14 protein-coding genes, 1 tRNA gene and 1 CRISPR repeat array are annotated in these 17522 nt (G+C 59.9%); of the genes, 7 read left to right on the forward strand and 8 right to left on the reverse strand.

Annotation, left to right across the window (positions count from 1 at the left end; all coding sequences use genetic code 11):
* Positions 1 to 154: 154 nt before the first annotated feature.
* On the forward strand, positions 155 to 859 hold the full coding sequence (locus GR183_RS19595) for a hypothetical protein (protein WP_160777357.1): 705 nt from the start codon (positions 155 to 157) through the stop codon (positions 857 to 859).
* 187 nt (positions 860 to 1046) lie between these two features.
* A tRNA-Val gene (locus tag GR183_RS19600) sits at positions 1047 to 1121 on the forward strand.
* Between the two features lie 446 nt (positions 1122 to 1567).
* Positions 1568 to 2334: a CRISPR direct-repeat array (repeat unit 32 nt; unit sequence GTTTCGATCCACGCCCCCGCGTGGGGGGCGAC).
* A gap of 345 nt (positions 2335 to 2679) precedes the next feature.
* Here GR183_RS19600 and cas2 read toward each other — a convergent pair.
* The 8 genes from cas2 to GR183_RS19640 form a co-directional block, all read right to left on the reverse strand.
* A complete protein-coding gene (gene cas2, locus GR183_RS19605; protein ID WP_160777358.1) occupies positions 2680 to 2970 on the reverse strand; it encodes a CRISPR-associated endonuclease Cas2 in 291 nt (96 codons plus the stop codon).
* An 8-nt stretch (positions 2971 to 2978) separates the two neighbouring features.
* The gene (cas1c, locus tag GR183_RS19610) at positions 2979 to 4013 is read right to left on the reverse strand and encodes a type I-C CRISPR-associated endonuclease Cas1c (protein WP_160777359.1); all 1035 of its coding nucleotides are present in this window, start codon (positions 4011 to 4013) and stop codon (positions 2979 to 2981) included.
* Positions 4010 to 4693, reverse strand: a complete 684-nt coding sequence (gene cas4, locus GR183_RS19615; RefSeq protein WP_160777360.1) for a CRISPR-associated protein Cas4 — start codon at positions 4691 to 4693, stop codon at positions 4010 to 4012. The genes cas1c and cas4 overlap by 4 nt, the downstream gene beginning before the upstream one ends.
* A gap of 4 nt (positions 4694 to 4697) precedes the next feature.
* On the reverse strand, positions 4698 to 5648 hold the full coding sequence (cas7c, locus tag GR183_RS19620; protein ID WP_160777361.1) for a type I-C CRISPR-associated protein Cas7/Csd2: 951 nt from the start codon (positions 5646 to 5648) through the stop codon (positions 4698 to 4700).
* On the reverse strand, positions 5645 to 7378 hold the full coding sequence (cas8c, locus tag GR183_RS19625; RefSeq protein WP_160777362.1) for a type I-C CRISPR-associated protein Cas8c/Csd1: 1734 nt from the start codon (positions 7376 to 7378) through the stop codon (positions 5645 to 5647). Before cas8c ends, cas7c begins: the two co-directional genes overlap by 4 nt.
* A complete protein-coding gene (cas5c, locus tag GR183_RS19630) occupies positions 7375 to 8067 on the reverse strand; it encodes a type I-C CRISPR-associated protein Cas5c (protein WP_160777363.1) in 693 nt (230 codons plus the stop codon). Before cas5c ends, cas8c begins: the two co-directional genes overlap by 4 nt.
* A 310-nt stretch (positions 8068 to 8377) precedes the next feature.
* Positions 8378 to 10633, reverse strand: coding sequence for a CRISPR-associated endonuclease Cas3'' (locus GR183_RS19635; protein ID WP_160777364.1), 2256 nt, complete (start codon positions 10631 to 10633; stop codon positions 8378 to 8380).
* A 196-nt stretch (positions 10634 to 10829) separates the two neighbouring features.
* Positions 10830 to 11315 carry a flavodoxin family protein gene (locus tag GR183_RS19640; RefSeq protein WP_160777365.1) on the reverse strand — a complete coding sequence of 162 codons (486 nt, stop codon included), beginning with the start codon at positions 11313 to 11315 and terminating at the stop codon, positions 10830 to 10832.
* 99 nt (positions 11316 to 11414) lie between these two features.
* Between GR183_RS19640 and GR183_RS19645 the strand changes: the two genes are divergently transcribed.
* The 5 genes from GR183_RS19645 (at position 11415) to GR183_RS19665 (ending at position 17392) form a co-directional block, all read left to right on the forward strand.
* A complete protein-coding gene (locus GR183_RS19645; protein WP_208999924.1) occupies positions 11415 to 12266 on the forward strand; it encodes a sulfotransferase in 852 nt (283 codons plus the stop codon).
* Between the two features lie 529 nt (positions 12267 to 12795).
* Complete coding sequence (locus GR183_RS19650; RefSeq protein WP_160777367.1) at positions 12796 to 13821, forward strand: GlxA family transcriptional regulator; 1026 nt, start codon at positions 12796 to 12798, stop codon at positions 13819 to 13821.
* Positions 13822 to 14058: 237 nt separating this feature from the next.
* Positions 14059 to 15729: a formate--tetrahydrofolate ligase gene (locus GR183_RS19655; protein ID WP_160777368.1), complete on the forward strand. Its 1671-nt coding sequence runs from the start codon at positions 14059 to 14061 to the stop codon at positions 15727 to 15729.
* A gap of 312 nt (positions 15730 to 16041) precedes the next feature.
* A complete protein-coding gene (locus GR183_RS19660; RefSeq protein ID WP_160777369.1) occupies positions 16042 to 16743 on the forward strand; it encodes a cobalamin B12-binding domain-containing protein in 702 nt (233 codons plus the stop codon).
* A 4-nt stretch (positions 16744 to 16747) separates the two neighbouring features.
* Complete coding sequence (locus GR183_RS19665; RefSeq protein ID WP_160777370.1) at positions 16748 to 17392, forward strand: DUF1638 domain-containing protein; 645 nt, start codon at positions 16748 to 16750, stop codon at positions 17390 to 17392.
* Positions 17393 to 17522: the final 130 nt, after the last annotated feature.

Raw genomic sequence — 17522 nt, forward strand, 5'->3', positions numbered from 1 at the left:
CATGATGAATAAACGACGGAGATACTACTATCATGCGAAGTTCAAAACTTTTAAATACCTTGAAACCGACACGAAATTGGAGAATGAAATCTCCAAACTCAATGATCGCATAAATATTTTTTGTATTACGTCAGGCAGGTCCGGCTCCGGCACCATGTATCGGATCTGGGACAGCCTTCGGGATGTCGATGCGTTCCATGAACCGAAGCCCAAATTCCACAAGGTCATGCGCAGTGCCCAGACAAATCCCGAATGGGCAAGGGATTTCCTGCGCTGGGAGAAGTTTCCGGCCATGCTGCGCTCTCGCGCCAAGGCCTATGTCGAGACATCGCACCTCTTCTGCAAGGCCTTCATTGAGCCTGCGTTGCAGTTCGGCTTGCGACCCTCATTCATTACCTTGCGAAGGGATCCGCGCGCGATCGCCACATCGCACCTGATGCTTCGTACGATTCCCGGGCGAACCTGGGGCGGACTTGCCTATTGTCTATCCCCTCAGGATGACGTCTTCCTGTCCGCGCAGGACTGGGAGCAGCTTTCGGACTATCAGCTCTGCTACTGGTATGCGCTCGAAATCCAGAAGCGCCAGGCCGCTTATGAAGAACTGCTTCCGCAAAAAGGACTTAAAAATTTCTCAATCCGCACCGGCGAGTTGAACGATATTGATCGCGTCGTGGAGATGATCGAGGAATTGACGGAGGGCGCCATAACGCCGGACACAAAGCGCCTTTCAAGGGCTGTCGGGCAACTTTACAACCACAGAAAAGGTCGTGGCGCGCAAGTGCCCGATGTCGAATTCGATCGCGAAGAGGCGGAACTTGAAAAGCGCCTGACCGCGACTGAAAAGGCGATAGCGCTGTGAGGATGCTTCGCCTCAACAACCTTTTCCAGCCCCTTCGTTGGCCTGATCTGATGGCAAAATCGGCTCCCGATGTCGGTTGCAACGTACTGATTTCAACGGAAGCTGAAGAATGTAAGGGAAATTTCATGAGGACCCTTGCCTCCGTCCGGGAACTCATTTAGATACCCGCCACATCCTGATTGGCATCGGGCGATTAGCTCAGCGGGAGAGCGTTCCGTTCACACCGGAAAGGTCACTGGTTCAATCCCAGTATCGCCCACCATTTTCCCTAGATTTTTCAGATAGTTAAATTGGCGGCGACTTATGTCGGCGTGGCATTCTCAGCTTTTGGGTATCATGCTGGGCGTCATTTTCCGTTCAAAGCGTCACTCGGCGACGGGTACCATTGGAGGCTCGTTGCGAAGCTTCGAACTTTCGAGCGCGCGTCTCGGCGGAAGGCAAACCCACCCCCCATCCACCAGCCCGTCAATCAGGTTCCCGGCATTACCGGATCGGCTTAACAAAATTACCTGTCCGGAAATTTGCTACGATATGAAACGAGTTTGACGTCCGGAGATGCCGTTGAAGAGCAGCAGGTTCGGGACGGGGGGCAGGCATCCATCACGCATTGTCGTCCAAGGCAACCGGGCAATAGGCAATCATTGGCGCGCTTTGTACATTTCTTCCAATAATCAACGGTGAGTATTTACCGCTAATCGCGAAAACCTGCCTTCGATCCACGCCCCCGCGTGGGGGGGCGACGCTCGGCCTGGCCGAAACCGGGATCTCTCTAGCGGCGTTTCGATCCACGCCCCCGCGTGGGGGGCGACACTGGTTGTCGTTCAGAACCGCCTCGACAATGAAGTTTCGATCCACGCCCCCGCGTGGGGGGCGACTCCGCCTCCTCAAGGGAAGGGAGCCGGGAAAACATGTTTCGATCCACGCCCCCGCGTGGGGGGCGACAGTTCAGGGGGGAGACCAGCTACATTGTCTGCCCTGTTTCGATCCACGCCCCCGCGTGGGGGGCGACGGATGCTCTCGGAGCTGCTTGCGCATCGTGTCGCTGGTTTCGATCCACGCCCCCGCGTGGGGGGCGACGCTTGAGGATCGCGTCGAATGAGCCGAGATCTTCGTTTCGATCCACGCCCCCGCGTGGGGGGCGACATGCGTTTCTTCCGGCAATCCGCCGTCGATGACGCGTTTCGATCCACGCCCCCGCGTGGGGGGCGACATGGCGGGGCGAGCGCGTCAGCAAGGATGACGTGTTTCGATCCACGCCCCCGCGTGGGGGGCGACACGGTCGCGGCAACCGAGAAGATATTGACCTTGATGTTTCGATCCACGCCCCCGCGTGGGGGGCGACTCTGAAGATCGCGCCTATCAGCCTTTCGGGCGACGGTTTCGATCCACGCCCCCGCGTGGGGGGCGACCCTGCGCCGCGCGCCCGGCATCGTCGGCGTAGAAGTTTCGATCCACGCCCCCGCGTGGGGGGCGACCGTTCTGCGCTAACATGCTGAGAAAGCATAAAAAAGCAGGAAGAGCGCGCGAACTCAGCCCCTCAGGCGGTGAAAGGCTGGCGTGCACCCGCAGCGCATCTGCAATTCCCTCACGATTTCAAAGATCTGGCCCAAGCGCGAACCTGCCCGGAAATTACGGCACGCTCTCGGTTCGCGCAGCGGCCTAGAGCGCTTTCCCTTCAAGTGAGATCACCTGAAGGATAAGAAATCGCTCCAGAATCAATATTTTGCGGTCGGCTTACGGAGCCGGATTCAATGAGCATATTCCTGTCATTCAGATCGGTTCAATCCGAACGGAATATGCTCTGGCAAAGTTAGCCGCGCTCACACAATCAACGTGCCGCCGAGGTCCGCAGCCGGCTTCGCGCCGACATGTTCCACGCGGCGCTGCCAGTTCGAGCCGAGGTAGTAATAGCGCAAGCTGTCGGTATCCGCGTCAATGATCCCTTCCAGCCGCGCCTTCAGCTTCGTCCATTGCGCAGGCTCGACCTCGATCTCGAAAACGGAATATTGCACCCGCTGGCCGAAATCACGGCAGGCTTTTGCCACGCCGCGCAGGCGCCCGGCTCCACCGGGTGTGGACGTGCTGACGTCATAGGTCACGAGGACAAGCATGCCACCTCCTATTTCCAGAACCAGGGCGGATACGCATCAAGGTCGCCACGCAGATGGCGTGACAGCATTTGTGCCTGAAGGTAGGGCATGAGGCCGAGCGGCGCCTTTTCGCCAAGGAAGGGGTGCATCCGCTCTTCACGCTTGCGCTCTTGCCAGGCGGAAAGCACGGTGCGCCGCGCATCTTCGCTCAACAAGACAGCTCCACCGTCACGCCTCTCGAAGTCGCGAGCCCGCAGTTGCCGGCGGTTGAAAAGCGAAAGGGCGAGCCTGTCGGCGAGGATCGGGCGAAATTCCTCCATCAGGTCGAGCGCCAGACTCGGCCGCCCGGGTCGGTCGCGGTGCAGGAAGCCAACCGCCGGATCCAGTCCGACGCTTTCTGCCGCCGAACGGCAATCATGCGTCAGCAAAGTGTAGAGGAACGACAGCACGGCATTCACCGGGTCGAGCGGCGGTCTGCGCGAACGCCCGTTGAAGCGAATTTCAGGGTCGGGAGAGCGCAACAAATGGTCGAAGACGCCGAAATAGAGGTTCGCGGCTTCGCCTTCCGCCCCGCGCAAGACCTCAGCCCCCTCACCGGCGCGTTCCACGCGGCGCAATATTCGCGCCATGCGTGCCACGGCATCTTCGATCCGGCTCTTCGCGTCCTCTTCGAATTCTTTTCCATAGTCCCGTAACGCACGCATCAGAACGCTGCGTTGGTTCGCGAGCTTTCCCATAACCATGCCCCGCACGATCTCGTCAGGGGCGTCCGACTGCCTGTATTGCGCGCGGCGGAGTAACACGTTGCCCGATACAGGACCTTCGATCCGCGCCTGAAACCGACCGACCCGGTCGAGAAGGACGATCGTGACGCCGTTCGCCGCGCAGGTCTGCATGAGCGCCGGAGACACGAATATGCCGCCGAAAACGACGACGGAGGCAAGCATGTGCAGAGGAACGCGGGCACGCTCGCCTCCCTCGACTTCGGCAACCAGGTTTTCGCCGTCCTTGCGAAGGCCGGCGCTCTCCGTCGTCACGTAGAGGGTGTTGAGAAGTTTTTTCATCGCCCTGCTTCATTTTCCGTGAGGTGCTCGTCCAGCATGCGCTTGCGCCATGATGCGGCGCTGCGCGTCACCGCCTGCGGACGGCAGATATCCTTGAGCGAACAAGCCCGGCAGCGCGCCGCACGATAGACAGGTACCGGCGTTCGAAGGATTGCGAAGACTTCGCGCAACTCGGCGATCGTTGCTTCGGTCAGCCGCCGCAATTCTTCGTCGAAGGGCACGGTCACGCGGCGTTTCGTTTCGCCGTAGAACAACGCACCTTCCGGCACCGGTCTGCCTGTCGTCTCTTCCAGGCAAAGCGCCTGGGCGCAAAGCTGCACTTCATCCGCGCGGTGCGGCTTGGGCTTGCCCCGCTTGAACTCCACCGGGAACGGCACCTCCTCTTCGCCCGCCTTGTGGAACTCCACGAGATCGGCCACGCCGGCGACCCCCAGGCGTTTCGACGCGATCTGCAACGCCGTTTCCCGGCGCACGCCACGTGTCTTGCGGCTTGCCGCCTTGTCGGCGTTGACGTGCAGGATCTGCCCTTCCGCGGTGAACCGGTTTTCAGCCCAAAGCCGCTCCAGATGGATAAGGGCGGCCTGACGCAGGCAATAGACCGCGTGTTGCAAGGCGGACAGCGGGATCGGCTCTCCCGCCCGCTCTCCGTCCGCTTCCGTTGGCTCCGGCTCTGCAGCCATCACCTTAAAGCCGGTCGATGATCTCGACACCATCGGGCAGGTCATTTTCGTCGACCACGATCCTGTAGTCGGAGAACTTTCGCGCGGGCGGGTAGTCGTAAACGCGCTCATCGATCTCGTGGAATTCGCCGTCGATGTCGCGTCCCACCTTCACCCGGCTGAACAGCTTGTGCGCATGCGCATTGCCGAGCTGGGAAGCATGCTTGAAGACGATCAGCCGGCGCGCCGCCATCTCGCCGCGTGCCGCGGAACGATCATGCTCGAACATGTTTTCAAGCGCCTGCCACAGCAGATCGAGATCGGCATCCGAAAAGCCGCTGCGTTCGGCAAGCTTCGCCGACACGTATCCATGCGCGCGGTAAAGACCGTAGGGGACGATGTGCTTGCGGCCCATGGTGCGGTTGTCGGTGCGCTCCGGGCTGTCGTCACCAGCCTGACGCTCGGCCTTTTCCTTCTCGTTGGTCGCCGCCATGCGGGTGATGGAAACCTCCAGCGGCATGATCGTTTCTTCCGATTGCGCGAAGGTCATCTGCACGGGGCCGCGCACCTGGCCGCAGTTGATGCCCGTCGACATGACCGCGCCGAAGGTGCGCACGTCGAAGAAGTTCGCGCACATGAAATCGCGAAGTTTTTTGGCTTCCTCGTCGCCCTTGGGTTCCAGTTTCGCGGCACTGTCCACCTTGCTGTCGTCCGGGCGCAGCGCCTTGTAAGCCTTTCGGTGCTGATTGTTCAGGATCGCGCCTTCGCGCACATAGATGTGGCGCCCCTCCTCGCCCTCGTGAGCGAGTTCCACGTAGTTGCGGATCTTGCGCTTCAGGCTGACGTCGCTGACGAGGCCGCGATTGGTCTCCGGGTCGATACGCGGCAGGTTGCCGGCATCGGGATCGCCGTTCGGATTGCCGTTCGTCACGTCGAAAAGCAGGATGAATTCATAGCGGTTGGCAATGGCGTTCATTCGGATTTGTCCTTTGAATCAGTCTTTTCGGAATTGCGGAAATGCATCTGGTGGTAGTATCCGATGGCAAAGGTGCCTTGCGCCTGCAAGCTGAGCGTCGCCGGAAGCCGCGCGGGCAGAAGGTTCATGACCTCCCCCATCTGGCCGGCGAAATAGCCCGCCAGACGAGCGCTCGCGCCGTCTTTTTCCGCTTTCGAGCGATGGTGGAGATTGAGACGCAGCAGGATTGGAAAGACCGAGCGGGGCGCGGAGGATGCCGTGCCGAAGTAGCGGTCGCGGATCGAGGCGTTCACCTTTCCAAGCGCAAGGTTCTGCATCTTTTCCATGATTGCGAAAAGACGGCCGAGAACATAGGCCGTGTCGTCGTTCGCGGTGTCTAGCGCCACGGGAACCTCCTTCTTGAAATTTCGAACAAGCACCGCCTTTAGCAGGCCGGCGCGAAAACCATTGATGTGCCCGTCGGCGCGAATGCGCATCAGGACCGTCGACATAAGGGTGAGCGGATAATTCGTGCCGCTCAGGATCGAGCGCATCCAGTCGCCGGCCAGATTGGGCTGGATATTGTCGCGCTTGCCGAGCACGGCGGTTTCAACGAGATACCGCCAGATCGGCGGATTTTCCGCTTTCGGCGCCGGTTCGATGCGCATATCCGCGACGTACCGCTGATAGTTTCGCGCAAGCACGCCGAAATCGTCGTCGAACCAGAAGCGCACGGAAAGGCGTGCCGCGTTGGGCGCGAGGCCGAGCACGCAAAAGCGCACGCCTTCGGCAAGTTCGGGCGCGAAATCCTTCAGCGGCCTGCCCTTGCGGATCTTTTCCAGGATCTCGCCGACGCCGCCGGCCTGCATCTCCTCATCCACCTCGGCGAACATCGCCATGAAGGTCTCTTCGGCCTCTTCGGCGCTTGGCGCATGCGAGGCGTCGGCCCAGAAAACCGTCGACGTATCGCCGATCTGCACGCGATGGCCGCTGTCTGTGGAGAGATACCGGTTCAGAACGGTGGTGTATTTGAACGCCGCATCTTCCGATACCGGCGCGTTGTCGCCCTGCTCATGTCCGTAGGAGGTGAAGGCGTCGAGGTTGAACGAAACGATCGAAGCGCCTGCGGTTTGCGCGCCCCAAACGCCCTTGATCGACGGGTGGAGCCGGGCAACGGGCGCGCGAACGCCGGTTACAAGGCAGAGCTGTTCCGCCCCCTTCTTCCCGCCCTGAAGTTTCGCCCAGACATCGCGCGCCGCCTGGCGATCGTGCAGGTGGATATTCTGAAGCCGTTCGGACTCAAGCGCGAAGATGACGTTCTGGTCCTTCATCTCCTCCGGCCAGCCGAGCCTGTCGAAATCCTCAGGCGACCATCCGTCCAGAAAACGCAGCAGGGCGATGAGGCCCGGATCGCCGATACCGGCAAGCGCTTCGCGGTGAAAATCCACGAAGGCGGCGTGCTCACCCAGCACGCGTTTCCCCATCCCACCCGTCACGCCGAGTACGTAGGATGTCTTGTCCCAAAGGAAGTTCGGCGCAATCCCGGAAGACCGCTTCGCTCCCTGAGGAACGGCCATCGGACGCGGCAGCGGCTTCTTTCCCGACACATCGCGCAAATCGTGAGGTAGGCCGACGGGCTCTCCAGCATCGTTCAAGGCGATGAGGAAGGAAATTTTCTCCAGCGAATAGCCAACCGGCGGCGCATCTTCCAGCCGGTCGTAGGCACTGGCAAGCGATGTCAGAATGCTCATCGAAGGATCTCCGCCGATCCGGGCGCGGGCACCCGCATGACCCCGTTTTCCAGTTTCGCGCGGAAGAAGAGCGAAGGCCTTCCGGGTGCTGTGTGGTCGATGTCCCAAAGCATGATGCCGAGGTCGCGCGGCATCCCGAAACCGAGAGACGGCGGCTTTTCCTTCCGCTCAGGAGGCGGGGCATCGATTGCTAAAAGTTCGAAATCGGCCGCGAACTCGCGCGTGCCGAGACAGGGCTGGTGAAAGCACTGCCCTTTGCCCGCGCGCCGGTTGAACATGTCGAGGTGTTTGCCTTCGCTGTCGTTCGGCCCGGCCTTCGCCGTCATCTCGAAATGCGCTTCGATGACGTAAGCGACATCCACGAGCACCATTGAAGCCCGCTGCTGCCGGTCTTCGTCGACAATAAGCCCAAGCCCTTCCAGGCTTTCGCGCTTCATCGCCGTCTTGATCTTCTGCGACGAGGCTTTGTGGCCGACCTCGTTGCGGCGGATCGACTGAAAACGGATGGGCTCAAGAACGTGGATCGCGTCGACCACCCAGCGGATCGCCGGTTTCCAGTGGATCGCCTCGAGAATGCCGCGCGCCGCGGACGGCGTCATCACATCGTAGGAAACTCTCTCAACCTTGGTCTCCGGGCGAGTAAACAACGCGCGCGGGCCGGAAACCCTTAATCTGATCCCATAGGACATACGGGCTCACTCCATTAATTGCTTTTCAAATTTTCAGTCGCAGCGATCCAACGATTGTTTCTATCCACGCCCATAAGTTGATGAGCGACAAGGAGTGAGCCCTATTCACTTACTGTCCATACCAATATTTTGATGAAAGCGAGCACCACGATAGCCACGATCGAGCTCCAAAAATCATGCTCGCCCCACGAAGGAATGCGCATTGAATACCTCCACCAATATTCAAGTTGGGGTTGTATCATGAAATCAATTCAGATTCAACGCCTTCACTTCAATCGGTGGATAGCTATCATTTTGCCGTAAACAACAATTAGATCACAGGCCCTTCAAGAGCCAGATAGTCCGCATCCTCCCAGATAAGCCCCGCCTCCTGCCTATAGAGCTTTTCGCCGCGAAGCACCGCGAACTGGTCGCCGTAAAGATCGGCGCGCACATAACCGATGTGTTCCTTGGCCCGAAGCTTCTTCCGCGCAGCCGGCGGCACCTGCACGGTCCAGGGCTGAAGCCCCCGTGCCGCCGCGCCGGCGGACATGCGCCCGGATTTCAGGGCTTCGAGAATGTTGCGCGCGGCCTCGTCGCGCGCCACGATCACCGGCGCCAGGCCGCTTTCGATCATCCGGTAATTTTCCGCCACAGTGCGGTAGGCGAAATCGGTGCCCGTTCTGTCCATCCTGAAGCGCTTGAGGATGCGGTGCTTGTCCAGCCCGTCATCGAGACGCCAGTAGACCTGACGGAAAAACGCCTCGACCGCCTCGGGAGAAGACAGGTCGTCATGCTCGCGCCGCACGTGGGAGAGATCGCCGGCCAACTGCCGGATTTCCGCCGGTGGCGGATAATCCGGGCAGGCGAAGACCGTCACGATGCTGTCTTCCGCCCGATTAATCCCCTCGCGGTTGCAGCGCCCCGCCGCCTGGACGATCTGGTCAAGCCCCGCTTCCGCGCGCCAGACATTCGGGAAATCCACATCCACGCCCGCTTCCACCAGCGAGGTCGCGATCACCCGGCATGTCCGCCCCTCCTTCAGCCTTTCGCGGATGCGCGACAGGATTTCGCGCCTGTGGGCCGCGAACTGGCGCGTCGTCAGGTGAATCAGGCCGTCGAGCCCCGCCGATCCGGCCGCCGTGAAAAGCTCGTAGGCGTGCTTGCGGCTGTTGACGATGACGAGCCCCTGCGCGCGCGCGCCAAGCGCATCGATCAGCGCGGTGTCGGCCATCTCGCCCGTGTGGCGGATGGTCGCCCGCTTCAGTTCTTTCGCCAGGCGCTGCGGATCCGGTGCGAGCTCACGACCCTCAAGCGGCAGGGCGAGCGGGTGGCCTTCGGGAAAGTTTCGTGCATCGAAAGCGGGCTGCGTCGCCGTGCAAAGCACGACGGAACAGCCGTAATTACGTGCCAATTCCTCGATTGCCCGCACTGTCGGCGCGAGCAGCGCGCGCGGCAGGACCTGCGCTTCGTCAAGCACGATAACGCTTCCGGCAATGTTATGGAGCTTGCGGCAACGGGAGGGCTTTGCTGCGAACAGGCTTTCGAAGAACTGCACATTGGTCGTCACCACAACCGGCGGCGCCCAGTCCTCCATGGCGAGCCTGAGTTTTCCCCGGCCCTCTCTGCACCTTTCTTTTAGCGTCCCGTCTTCCTCAATCGTCGAATGATGCACCAGCACCATGTCCGGGCCCAGCACCTGCTGGAAGATCCGCGCTGTCTGATCGACGATCGAGGTGAAGGGGATGGCGTAGATGATACGCCTGAGCCCGTGCCGCTTCGCATGGTCGAGCGCGAAGCCGAGCGAAGCCAGCGTCTTGCCTCCGCCAGTCGGCACATTCAGCGTGAAAAGCCCTGGCGGCTCGCCCGCCCGGTGGCGTGCGTGATCGAGGATTTCCGTGCGAAGCCCATTGAGGGGCGTTTTCTCGCCTTGCTCGCGCAAGCCTGCCATATAACCGTCGAATCGCGCGATCAGCCCGTCGACGATATCCGGTAGTTCCGGCCAGTCTCGATCCGGTTCCTGCCCCTCTATCGACGCGTAAAACCGCTCGGTATCGAGGAAGTCCGCATCCACCAGGCAGGAAAAGATCATCCGCCCGAGAAAGGAGAACTGAAACGCGGCTTTTTCCCTCGTGCCGGCAAGCTTTAGCGCCGGCATCAGGCTCATGCCGTCCGGCTCGATCTCTCTGGCCCAGGCTGGATCGAGCGACTCCAGCATGTCTTTCTTCAACCGCTCGGCAAGCGTTCCCGCCTCACCGCGCATGTCGGGCAGACCGCCGTGATGGCCGGCCACCGCATAAGAAACCAACTCGGCGACAGCCCGATCGCCCGCACTTTCGCCGAGTTGCCGCGCGAGGATGGCGCCGGCCGTGGAGTGGTCGATCCGCGCTCCGGCCCCTTCAAGCCTTGCCTGGAAGCCATTAGTATATTTGCCAAGATCGTGCAGGAGCCCCGCCAGCCGAGCGGGCTTTTCGAGCCCTAAGGACCGCCCGAACGAAGCGGCGAGTTCCGCGACGCCAGTCAGATGATCTGAGAGACCCTGCCAATCGGATTTCGATGGATCGCCCGTCGAATGCGCAAAAAACATTATGAAGTATCTGCCTTTTCCGAAAATCGACGCTATGCAATAGCCCGTGGAGAATTCATTAATATCGCTTCAAGGCTCACATTATTGCGCAGTGGAAGCTAACTGTATGATCCCGGGATTTGACGGCGCATCTTATCCCGGGAACGGAAGGATGCAGCGTGGAGCAGGTTCTCCTCGACAACGCCACATAACCTGCTCAAAACATGCCCATTGCGAGCCCTGCCCCCATAGCTGCCCCGAGGTCGCGGCAAAGGCCGAGTTGCTCCTCGCCAATCGTCTTTTCGGCAAGGATCTCCTCGGGTGTCTGGGCGTGGGTGCAAACGATCAGGGGCGGCTGGACTTCCTTCAGACGCCATCCCTTTGCAATGCGGGCAATCTGGCGAGCCGCATTCTCACCGTCAGAGCCCGCGCAAATCATTTGGGCGTAGGGGCGTCCCTCCAGTCGCCCCAAAACCGGGTAGTAGCATCTGTCGAAGAAATCCTTCATCACACCCGAAATCGCTGCCAGGTTTTCCGGAGCACAGAAAATGTAGCCGTCGGCCTGCAGGAGATCGTCGGGCCCGGCCTTGTCTGCGGATTTTAGAATTGTCCGGGCTTCTTGCCTTGCTGCAGCGGCCGCCGCTTCGGCCATCTGCCGGCTGCCGCCGGTTCTTGAATGATAGACTATGAGAAGCCGCGCCATGCCGAATTCGCCCACCGATTTCCTGCCTTGAATTGCGAGTGAACGGCGCAGCCCGCCGCGAGGTTTTTGCCGTCTGGCAAGGTCTCGCGAACGAGCGCCATGGCGTTCACGGATGGTACATCGTGCCAATTTCCCCGTCCGTCCACCATGATCGGCGCGCTTCAGGCCGACAACCGGGCACCCGTTTCTGCAATCCGATTGGCAAGAAATTGCCAACCGGCGCATAGGTGTATATGCACGCTTCAACTGATGTGCGAGCGGACACTCTGTGCCATGAAGATTTTTTGCCTGGGGTTGCCAAAAACAGGGCTGTCGAGCCTTTTGTCGTTCATGTTCGACAATGGCGTTGCGGCTTACGGAAAAAGCCACACCCTCAGCAAATACTATTATGCCCACCGCCTGGCGGATATGGCTCGCTTTTACGATCAGGGCGAATATCACTGCGATGTCCCGACGCCATTTGCCTATGAAGCCTTGTTCGAGCGCTACGGCTCCAATGCGAAATACATCTTGAGCACGAGGCAAGACGCCGAAACGTGGTACGCAAGCATGCTGCGCCACAACATTTATGCGCATCCGGTCAAACACAAGCAGAAGCGTTTCTTTGGCACGCGTTTTCCGCACGGCTTCAAGGGCGCATATACCGATTTTTATGAGCGCCACAATGAAGCCGTGGCCGAGTTTTTCGAAAAGCGGTCTCCAGCGAACTTCATGATCATGAAAACGGGATCGGACTTCGATATCGATGCACTTTGCAGCTTCATAGGCGTCGAACCGACACAAGCCGCCTACCCGAAAGCAAACGTCAGCGGCACGCGCGAGGAGACGCCGTCCGACGCCTTCAAGCGTCGTTTCAACGGGGTTGTCCAGCCGCTTTACGGGCAAATCTGCTCGCGGCTTTATCCTGATGCCGTGCTGAAGCTTCGCTATATCAAGTCGTTTATTGCCTGAAACGTCCGGCTGACATCCGCTTCGAGGGCATATCCAGCAAAGCCCGAATCGGGTCTTGCGGGATATGTAATGGGGACCGCCATTGGTGCGCCCTCTCCTATTGTTCTTGATCAGCGTTTCGTGATTGCACCGGGAGCCGGAAACCGGCAAAACAATTTCCTCATTCTTGCTGAATATAGGCGCATATCTTAAGAAGCTTTCGAATAACGGTCGAAAAATTTCGCCTTATGCCTCAAAAGCTCTGGTTGGCCTCCGTAATCCGCAAAACTTCAACGCAGTAAAAACGGATTTGATACGCGATCCGATTGGCGTGCGTGATTTCCCTGAGCTGCCACCGATAAACTGACGCAGTCACACGAAATACAAGCATATAGCGATTTTTTTCTTTTATTTTCGAGTTGTTGAAATTGCGTTTTAAGTATGGCAACTTACAAATCCATGAATTTTATTTGACAAATGGGTGTATAACCCGCATTGATGGATAATAAACAATAAGATCTTCCGGCGTTTCGAAATGCGGGTGCGGAATATGGCTGGTAGCGTGCGGACATCCGAGCGGCAGCGTATCGCTCTGGTACTTCTCGACAATTTCTCGATGATCGCGTTTTCGTCGATCATAGAACCTCTTCGCCTTGCCAATCGGCTGATCGGCGACGACTTCTATGAATGGAAGACCTATTCGCTCGAAGGCAGCGAAGTAGCGGCCAGCAATGGCTGTCGCGTTTCCGTCGACGGCTCGATAACGGAGCTCGATGACGCCGACATTACGCTGCTTTGCGCGGGCGTCGATGTCGAGCGCATCCCCCTCAGCCGTGAGCTTGGTATCCGCCTTCGCCGGCTGAACGCACGCGGGCGGACTTACGGCGCCGTCTGCACCGCCTCATACGTACTTGCGCGCTACAACCTTCTCGAAGGCCGCCGCTGCACGATCCATTGGGAAAACCTCCGCTCCTTCCGCGAGGAATTCCCGGATGTGGAGGTTTCCGCCGACATCTTCGCGATCGACCGTAACTGCATTACCTGCGCCGGCGGCATGGCCGCGCTCGACATGATGCTGCGCGTGATCGCGATCCAGCATGGCGCCTATCTCGCCCATGAAATTGCCGAGATGGCGCTGTACCACAACATCCGCTCCGGCGAATCGGCGCAGCGCCACGACCTGGAAACCCGCACGGGCATTTCCAACACCAAGATTCTCGATGCGATCCGCATCATGGACCTGCACATCGAGGATCCGCTGTCCTGCCAGCAACTCGCCATGACGGTAAACCTGAGCCCGCGCCAGCTCGAGCGCCTGTTCCGCCGTCATTTCGACTGCACGCCGGGTCAATATTACCTCAAGCTTCGCCTCGAAACCGCACGCGACCTGCTGCGGCGAACCAACCGTGCGGTGCTCGACGTGGCGATTGCCTGCGGCTTTGCCTCCACCTCGCATTTCACGAAATGCTATCGCGAGCGTTATGGCTGCACGCCGACGGAAGAGCGCCAGAACTACTTCTGGGCTCAAGGAAGCCGGCGCAATTCCAACTCGACGGCGCGCATCGCGTCGCGCTGACCGACTGCCGCGGTTCCGCAATCGACGGAAAAAGGCGCGTGAATTTCACGCGCCTTTTTTATTTTCCGGTCCCCTTTTCGCAAAGCACCCAGCATGGGTCGAATGCGTGTCAGCAGACGTCGGATTTTCAACAGTCGACTTGCATTACCTCCCCTAGCCTCCCAAACAATTCCTGGTCACAGGCGATCGCGGCAAAAAGCCGGGCGCAGCGGCAGAGTTTTTCGGGAGAGACTGGTTATGGCGAGCGACATCGAAATCGCACGGGCGGCATCCATGCAGCCCATCAACGAAGTGGGCGAGAAACTGGGCATCCCCCCTTCCGCGCTTGAAAACTACGGAAAGACGAAGGCGAAGGTCCGGGCCGATTTCATCGAAACGCTCAAGGACAGGCCGGACGGCAAGCTGATCCTGGTGACCGCGATCAACCCGACGCCGGCGGGTGAAGGCAAGACGACGACCACCGTCGGGCTGGGCGACGGGCTTAACCGCATCGGCAAGAAGGCGGCGATCTGCCTGCGCGAACCTTCGCTCGGCCCCTGCTTCGGCATGAAGGGGGGTGCTGCGGGCGGCGGCCATGCCCAGGTGGTGCCCATGGAGGATATCAACCTCCATTTCACGGGCGATTTTCACGCCATCACTTCGGCGCACAATCTTCTGTCCGCCCTCATCGACAATCACATCTACTGGGGCAACGAACTGGAGATCGACCCGCGCCGCGTGGTCTGGCGCCGTGTCATGGACATGAACGATCGTGCGCTTCGCCAGATAGTCTGCTCGCTTGGCGGAGTGGCGAACGGCTTCCCGCGCGAGGCAGGTTTCGACATCACAGTCGCTTCGGAAATCATGGCGATCCTCTGCCTTGCCACGGACCTTGACGACCTGCAGCGCCGCCTCGGCGACATCATCATAGGCTACCGCCGCGACAAGACCGCCGTGACCGCGCGGGACCTCAACGCGGATGGCGCGATGACGGTGCTTCTCAAGGAAGCCATGCAGCCGAACCTCGTGCAGACGCTTGAGAACAATCCGGCCTTTATCCACGGCGGGCCGTTCGCCAATATTGCCCACGGTTGCAACTCCGTTATCGCGACCCAAACGGCGCTGAAGCTTGCGGATTACGTCGTGACGGAAGCCGGCTTCGGCGCGGATCTGGGTGCGGAGAAGTTCTTCGACATCAAATGCCGCAAAGCCGGGCTGGAACCGTCGGCGGCGGTCATCGTCGCCACGATCCGCGCGCTGAAGATGAACGGCGGTGTGAAGAAGGACGAACTTGGCGCGGAAAATGTGGCGGCCGTCAAGCAGGGCTGCGCAAACCTCGGCCGCCACATCGACAACGTGAAGCAGTTCGGCGTTCCGGTCGTCGTCGCGATCAACCATTTCAGCGGCGACACGGAAGCCGAGATCGCGGCGGTGAAAGCCTATGCCACCGAACATGGCGTGGAGGCGGTCTTGTGCCGCCACTGGGCCGATGGCTCCGCCGGGACTGAAGAACTGGCAAGGAAGGTCGTTCAGCTTGTCGAAAACGGCGGCGCCCAGTTCGGCCCGCTCTATTCGGACGACATGCCGCTGTTCGAAAAGATCCAGACCATCTGCCGCCGCATCTACCGTGCGGACGACGCCGCCGCAGACAAGGCCGTGCGCGACCAGTTGAAGAAGTGGACGGAAGACGGATTCGGCAATCTGCCGATCTGCATGGCGAAAACGCAGTATTCGTTCTCGACCGACCCGAACCTGCGCGGCGCGCCGACCGGCCATATCGTGCCGATCCGTGAGGTCAGGCTTTCGGCGGGTGCCGGTTTCATCGTCGTCATCTGCGGTGAGATCATGACCATGCCGGGCCTGCCGAGGGTGCCTTCGGCCAACCACATCCGCCTGGACGAGGCCGGGTTGATCGAAGGTCTGTTTTAAGGGCAGCTCCCGGAAACTTCCCTCCCGCCCGCCCCGGGCGGGAGGAGTGCCGCGCGTATTGACGTAACGGCGCAATTTGCATGTTTTTACTTAAGCTTCGCTAGGTTGTCGCTGTAGCGACCCGGTATGTCGCTTTGAAGATATTACGAATGGGCGGCTGACCTCAAAGTAATAAGCAGAAAACCGGATTCTTTCGCCGAGCGGCCAATTTTTCCGCCCTCGCCGGAAACGCCGGGATGTTGTCAAGCGGCCGGACTTGCCGCCGCCGTGGTACGGTGGAGAGCAAGCCTTTTGGCGTGCATGGAGTGATTGATGTCCGACGAAGAACTCGACCTCCGGTCCCTTTCCGACGAAGAACTCGTCGAGCAGATGCATGACGACCTTTACGACGGCCTCAAGGATGAGATCGTAGAAGGCGTGGAGATACTGCTCGAGCGGGGCTGGACGCCCTACAGGATCCTGACGGACGCCCTCGTTGAGGGAATGCGCATCGTCGGCATCGATTTCCGCGACGGCATCCTGTTCGTGCCCGAAGTGCTTCTTTCCGCCAATGCCATGAAGGCGGGCATGGGCCTTCTTCGCCCGCTGCTTGCCGAAACCGGTGCGCCGAAGGTCGGCAAGATGGTCATCGGCACGGTCAAGGGCGACATTCACGACATCGGCAAGAACCTCGTCTCGATGATGATGGAAGGCGCCGGCTTCGAGGTGATCGACATCGGCATCAACAATCCGGTGGAGAACTACCTCGCCGCGATCGAGGAGCACCAGCCCGACATCCTCGGCATGTCGGCCCTACTGACAACGACCATGCCCTACATGAAGGTCGTGATCGACACCTTGATCGAGAAGGGCATGCGCGACGATTACGTCGTTCTCGTCGGCGGCGCGCCGCTTAACGAGGAGTTCGGCAAGGCGATCGGCGCGGACGCCTATTGCCGCGATGCCGCCGTTACGGTGGAAATCGCCAAGGACCTGATGATGCGCAAGCACAACCAGCTGGCCAAGGGGGCCTGACCGCATGACGGCTGAAGCGTGGACCGCATCGACCCCGGGCGGCAATGTCCCGATCGTTGGCGATGCGGCCACGCGCGTGCTGATCATTGCATGCGGCGCGCTTGCGCGAGAAGTGCTTGCGGTGATCGAGCAGCACGGGCTGAAGCATGTCGATCTTCAGTGCCTTCCGGCGCAGTTGCACAATCGCCCGCAGAAGATCCCGTCCGCCCTGCGCAACGCGATCCACACCGCTAAGCAGAGCTACGGCAAGATCCTCGTCGGCTATGGCGACTGCGGAACAGGCGGCGAGATCGACCGCCTGATCGAGGAAGAAGGTGTGGAGCGCATTGCGGGTGCGCATTGCTACGCGTTCTTTACCGGTCTGGAAGCTTTCGACGAAGAAGCCGAACGCGAGCTTGGCACCTTCTATCTGACGGACTTTCTGGCCCGTCATTTCGAAACGCTGGTTATCCGCCCGCTCGGCCTCGATTCCAACCCGGAACTCCGCGATCTATATTTCGAGCATTACACCCGCCTGCTCTATATCGCGCAAACCGAGGATGACGAGCTTGAGGAACGGGCGCGCCACGCCGCCTCCCGCCTCGGCCTTCGTTTTGAAAAACGCTTCACGGGATACGGCCTGCTGGACGAATTCCTGCGTCGGTCCTGATCCCAATTCTCGAAAATATCGCGAATACGACTTGGCGTCTCGACGCCAAGGCAGACTATCTGCGCGGAAATACTGGCACCTTGAGTAAAACCTGAAATCGCCACGTCGCATTTTCGATTGCGGATGTCGT

Source organism: Stappia sediminis (genome assembly GCF_009826895.1).
Taxonomy (GTDB): domain Bacteria; phylum Pseudomonadota; class Alphaproteobacteria; order Rhizobiales; family Stappiaceae; genus Hongsoonwoonella; species Hongsoonwoonella sediminis.

Bases quoted from the DNA above. Each gene is read 5' to 3' on its own strand.
- cas1c (WP_160777359.1), bottom strand. From the start codon at position 4,013: ATGAAAAAACTTCTCAACACCCTCTACGTGACGACGGAGAGCGCCGGC.
- GR183_RS19660 (WP_160777369.1), top strand. From the start codon at position 16,042: ATGTCCGACGAAGAACTCGACCTCCGGTCCCTTTCCGACGAAGAACTC.
- cas8c (WP_160777362.1), bottom strand. From the start codon at position 7,378: ATGAGCATTCTGACATCGCTTGCCAGTGCCTACGACCGGCTGGAAGAT.
- GR183_RS19650 (WP_160777367.1), top strand. From the start codon at position 12,796: ATGGCTGGTAGCGTGCGGACATCCGAGCGGCAGCGTATCGCTCTGGTA.
- GR183_RS19595 (WP_160777357.1), top strand. From the start codon at position 155: ATGTATCGGATCTGGGACAGCCTTCGGGATGTCGATGCGTTCCATGAA.
- cas5c (WP_160777363.1), bottom strand. From the start codon at position 8,067: ATGTCCTATGGGATCAGATTAAGGGTTTCCGGCCCGCGCGCGTTGTTT.
- GR183_RS19665 (WP_160777370.1), top strand. From the start codon at position 16,748: ATGACGGCTGAAGCGTGGACCGCATCGACCCCGGGCGGCAATGTCCCG.
- GR183_RS19645 (WP_208999924.1), top strand. From the start codon at position 11,415: ATGGCGTTCACGGATGGTACATCGTGCCAATTTCCCCGTCCGTCCACC.
- GR183_RS19655 (WP_160777368.1), top strand. From the start codon at position 14,059: ATGGCGAGCGACATCGAAATCGCACGGGCGGCATCCATGCAGCCCATC.
- cas4 (WP_160777360.1), bottom strand. From the start codon at position 4,693: ATGGCTGCAGAGCCGGAGCCAACGGAAGCGGACGGAGAGCGGGCGGGA.
- GR183_RS19640 (WP_160777365.1), bottom strand. From the start codon at position 11,315: ATGGCGCGGCTTCTCATAGTCTATCATTCAAGAACCGGCGGCAGCCGG.
- GR183_RS19635 (WP_160777364.1), bottom strand. From the start codon at position 10,633: ATGTTTTTTGCGCATTCGACGGGCGATCCATCGAAATCCGATTGGCAG.
- cas7c (WP_160777361.1), bottom strand. From the start codon at position 5,648: ATGAACGCCATTGCCAACCGCTATGAATTCATCCTGCTTTTCGACGTG.
- cas2 (WP_160777358.1), bottom strand. From the start codon at position 2,970: ATGCTTGTCCTCGTGACCTATGACGTCAGCACGTCCACACCCGGTGGA.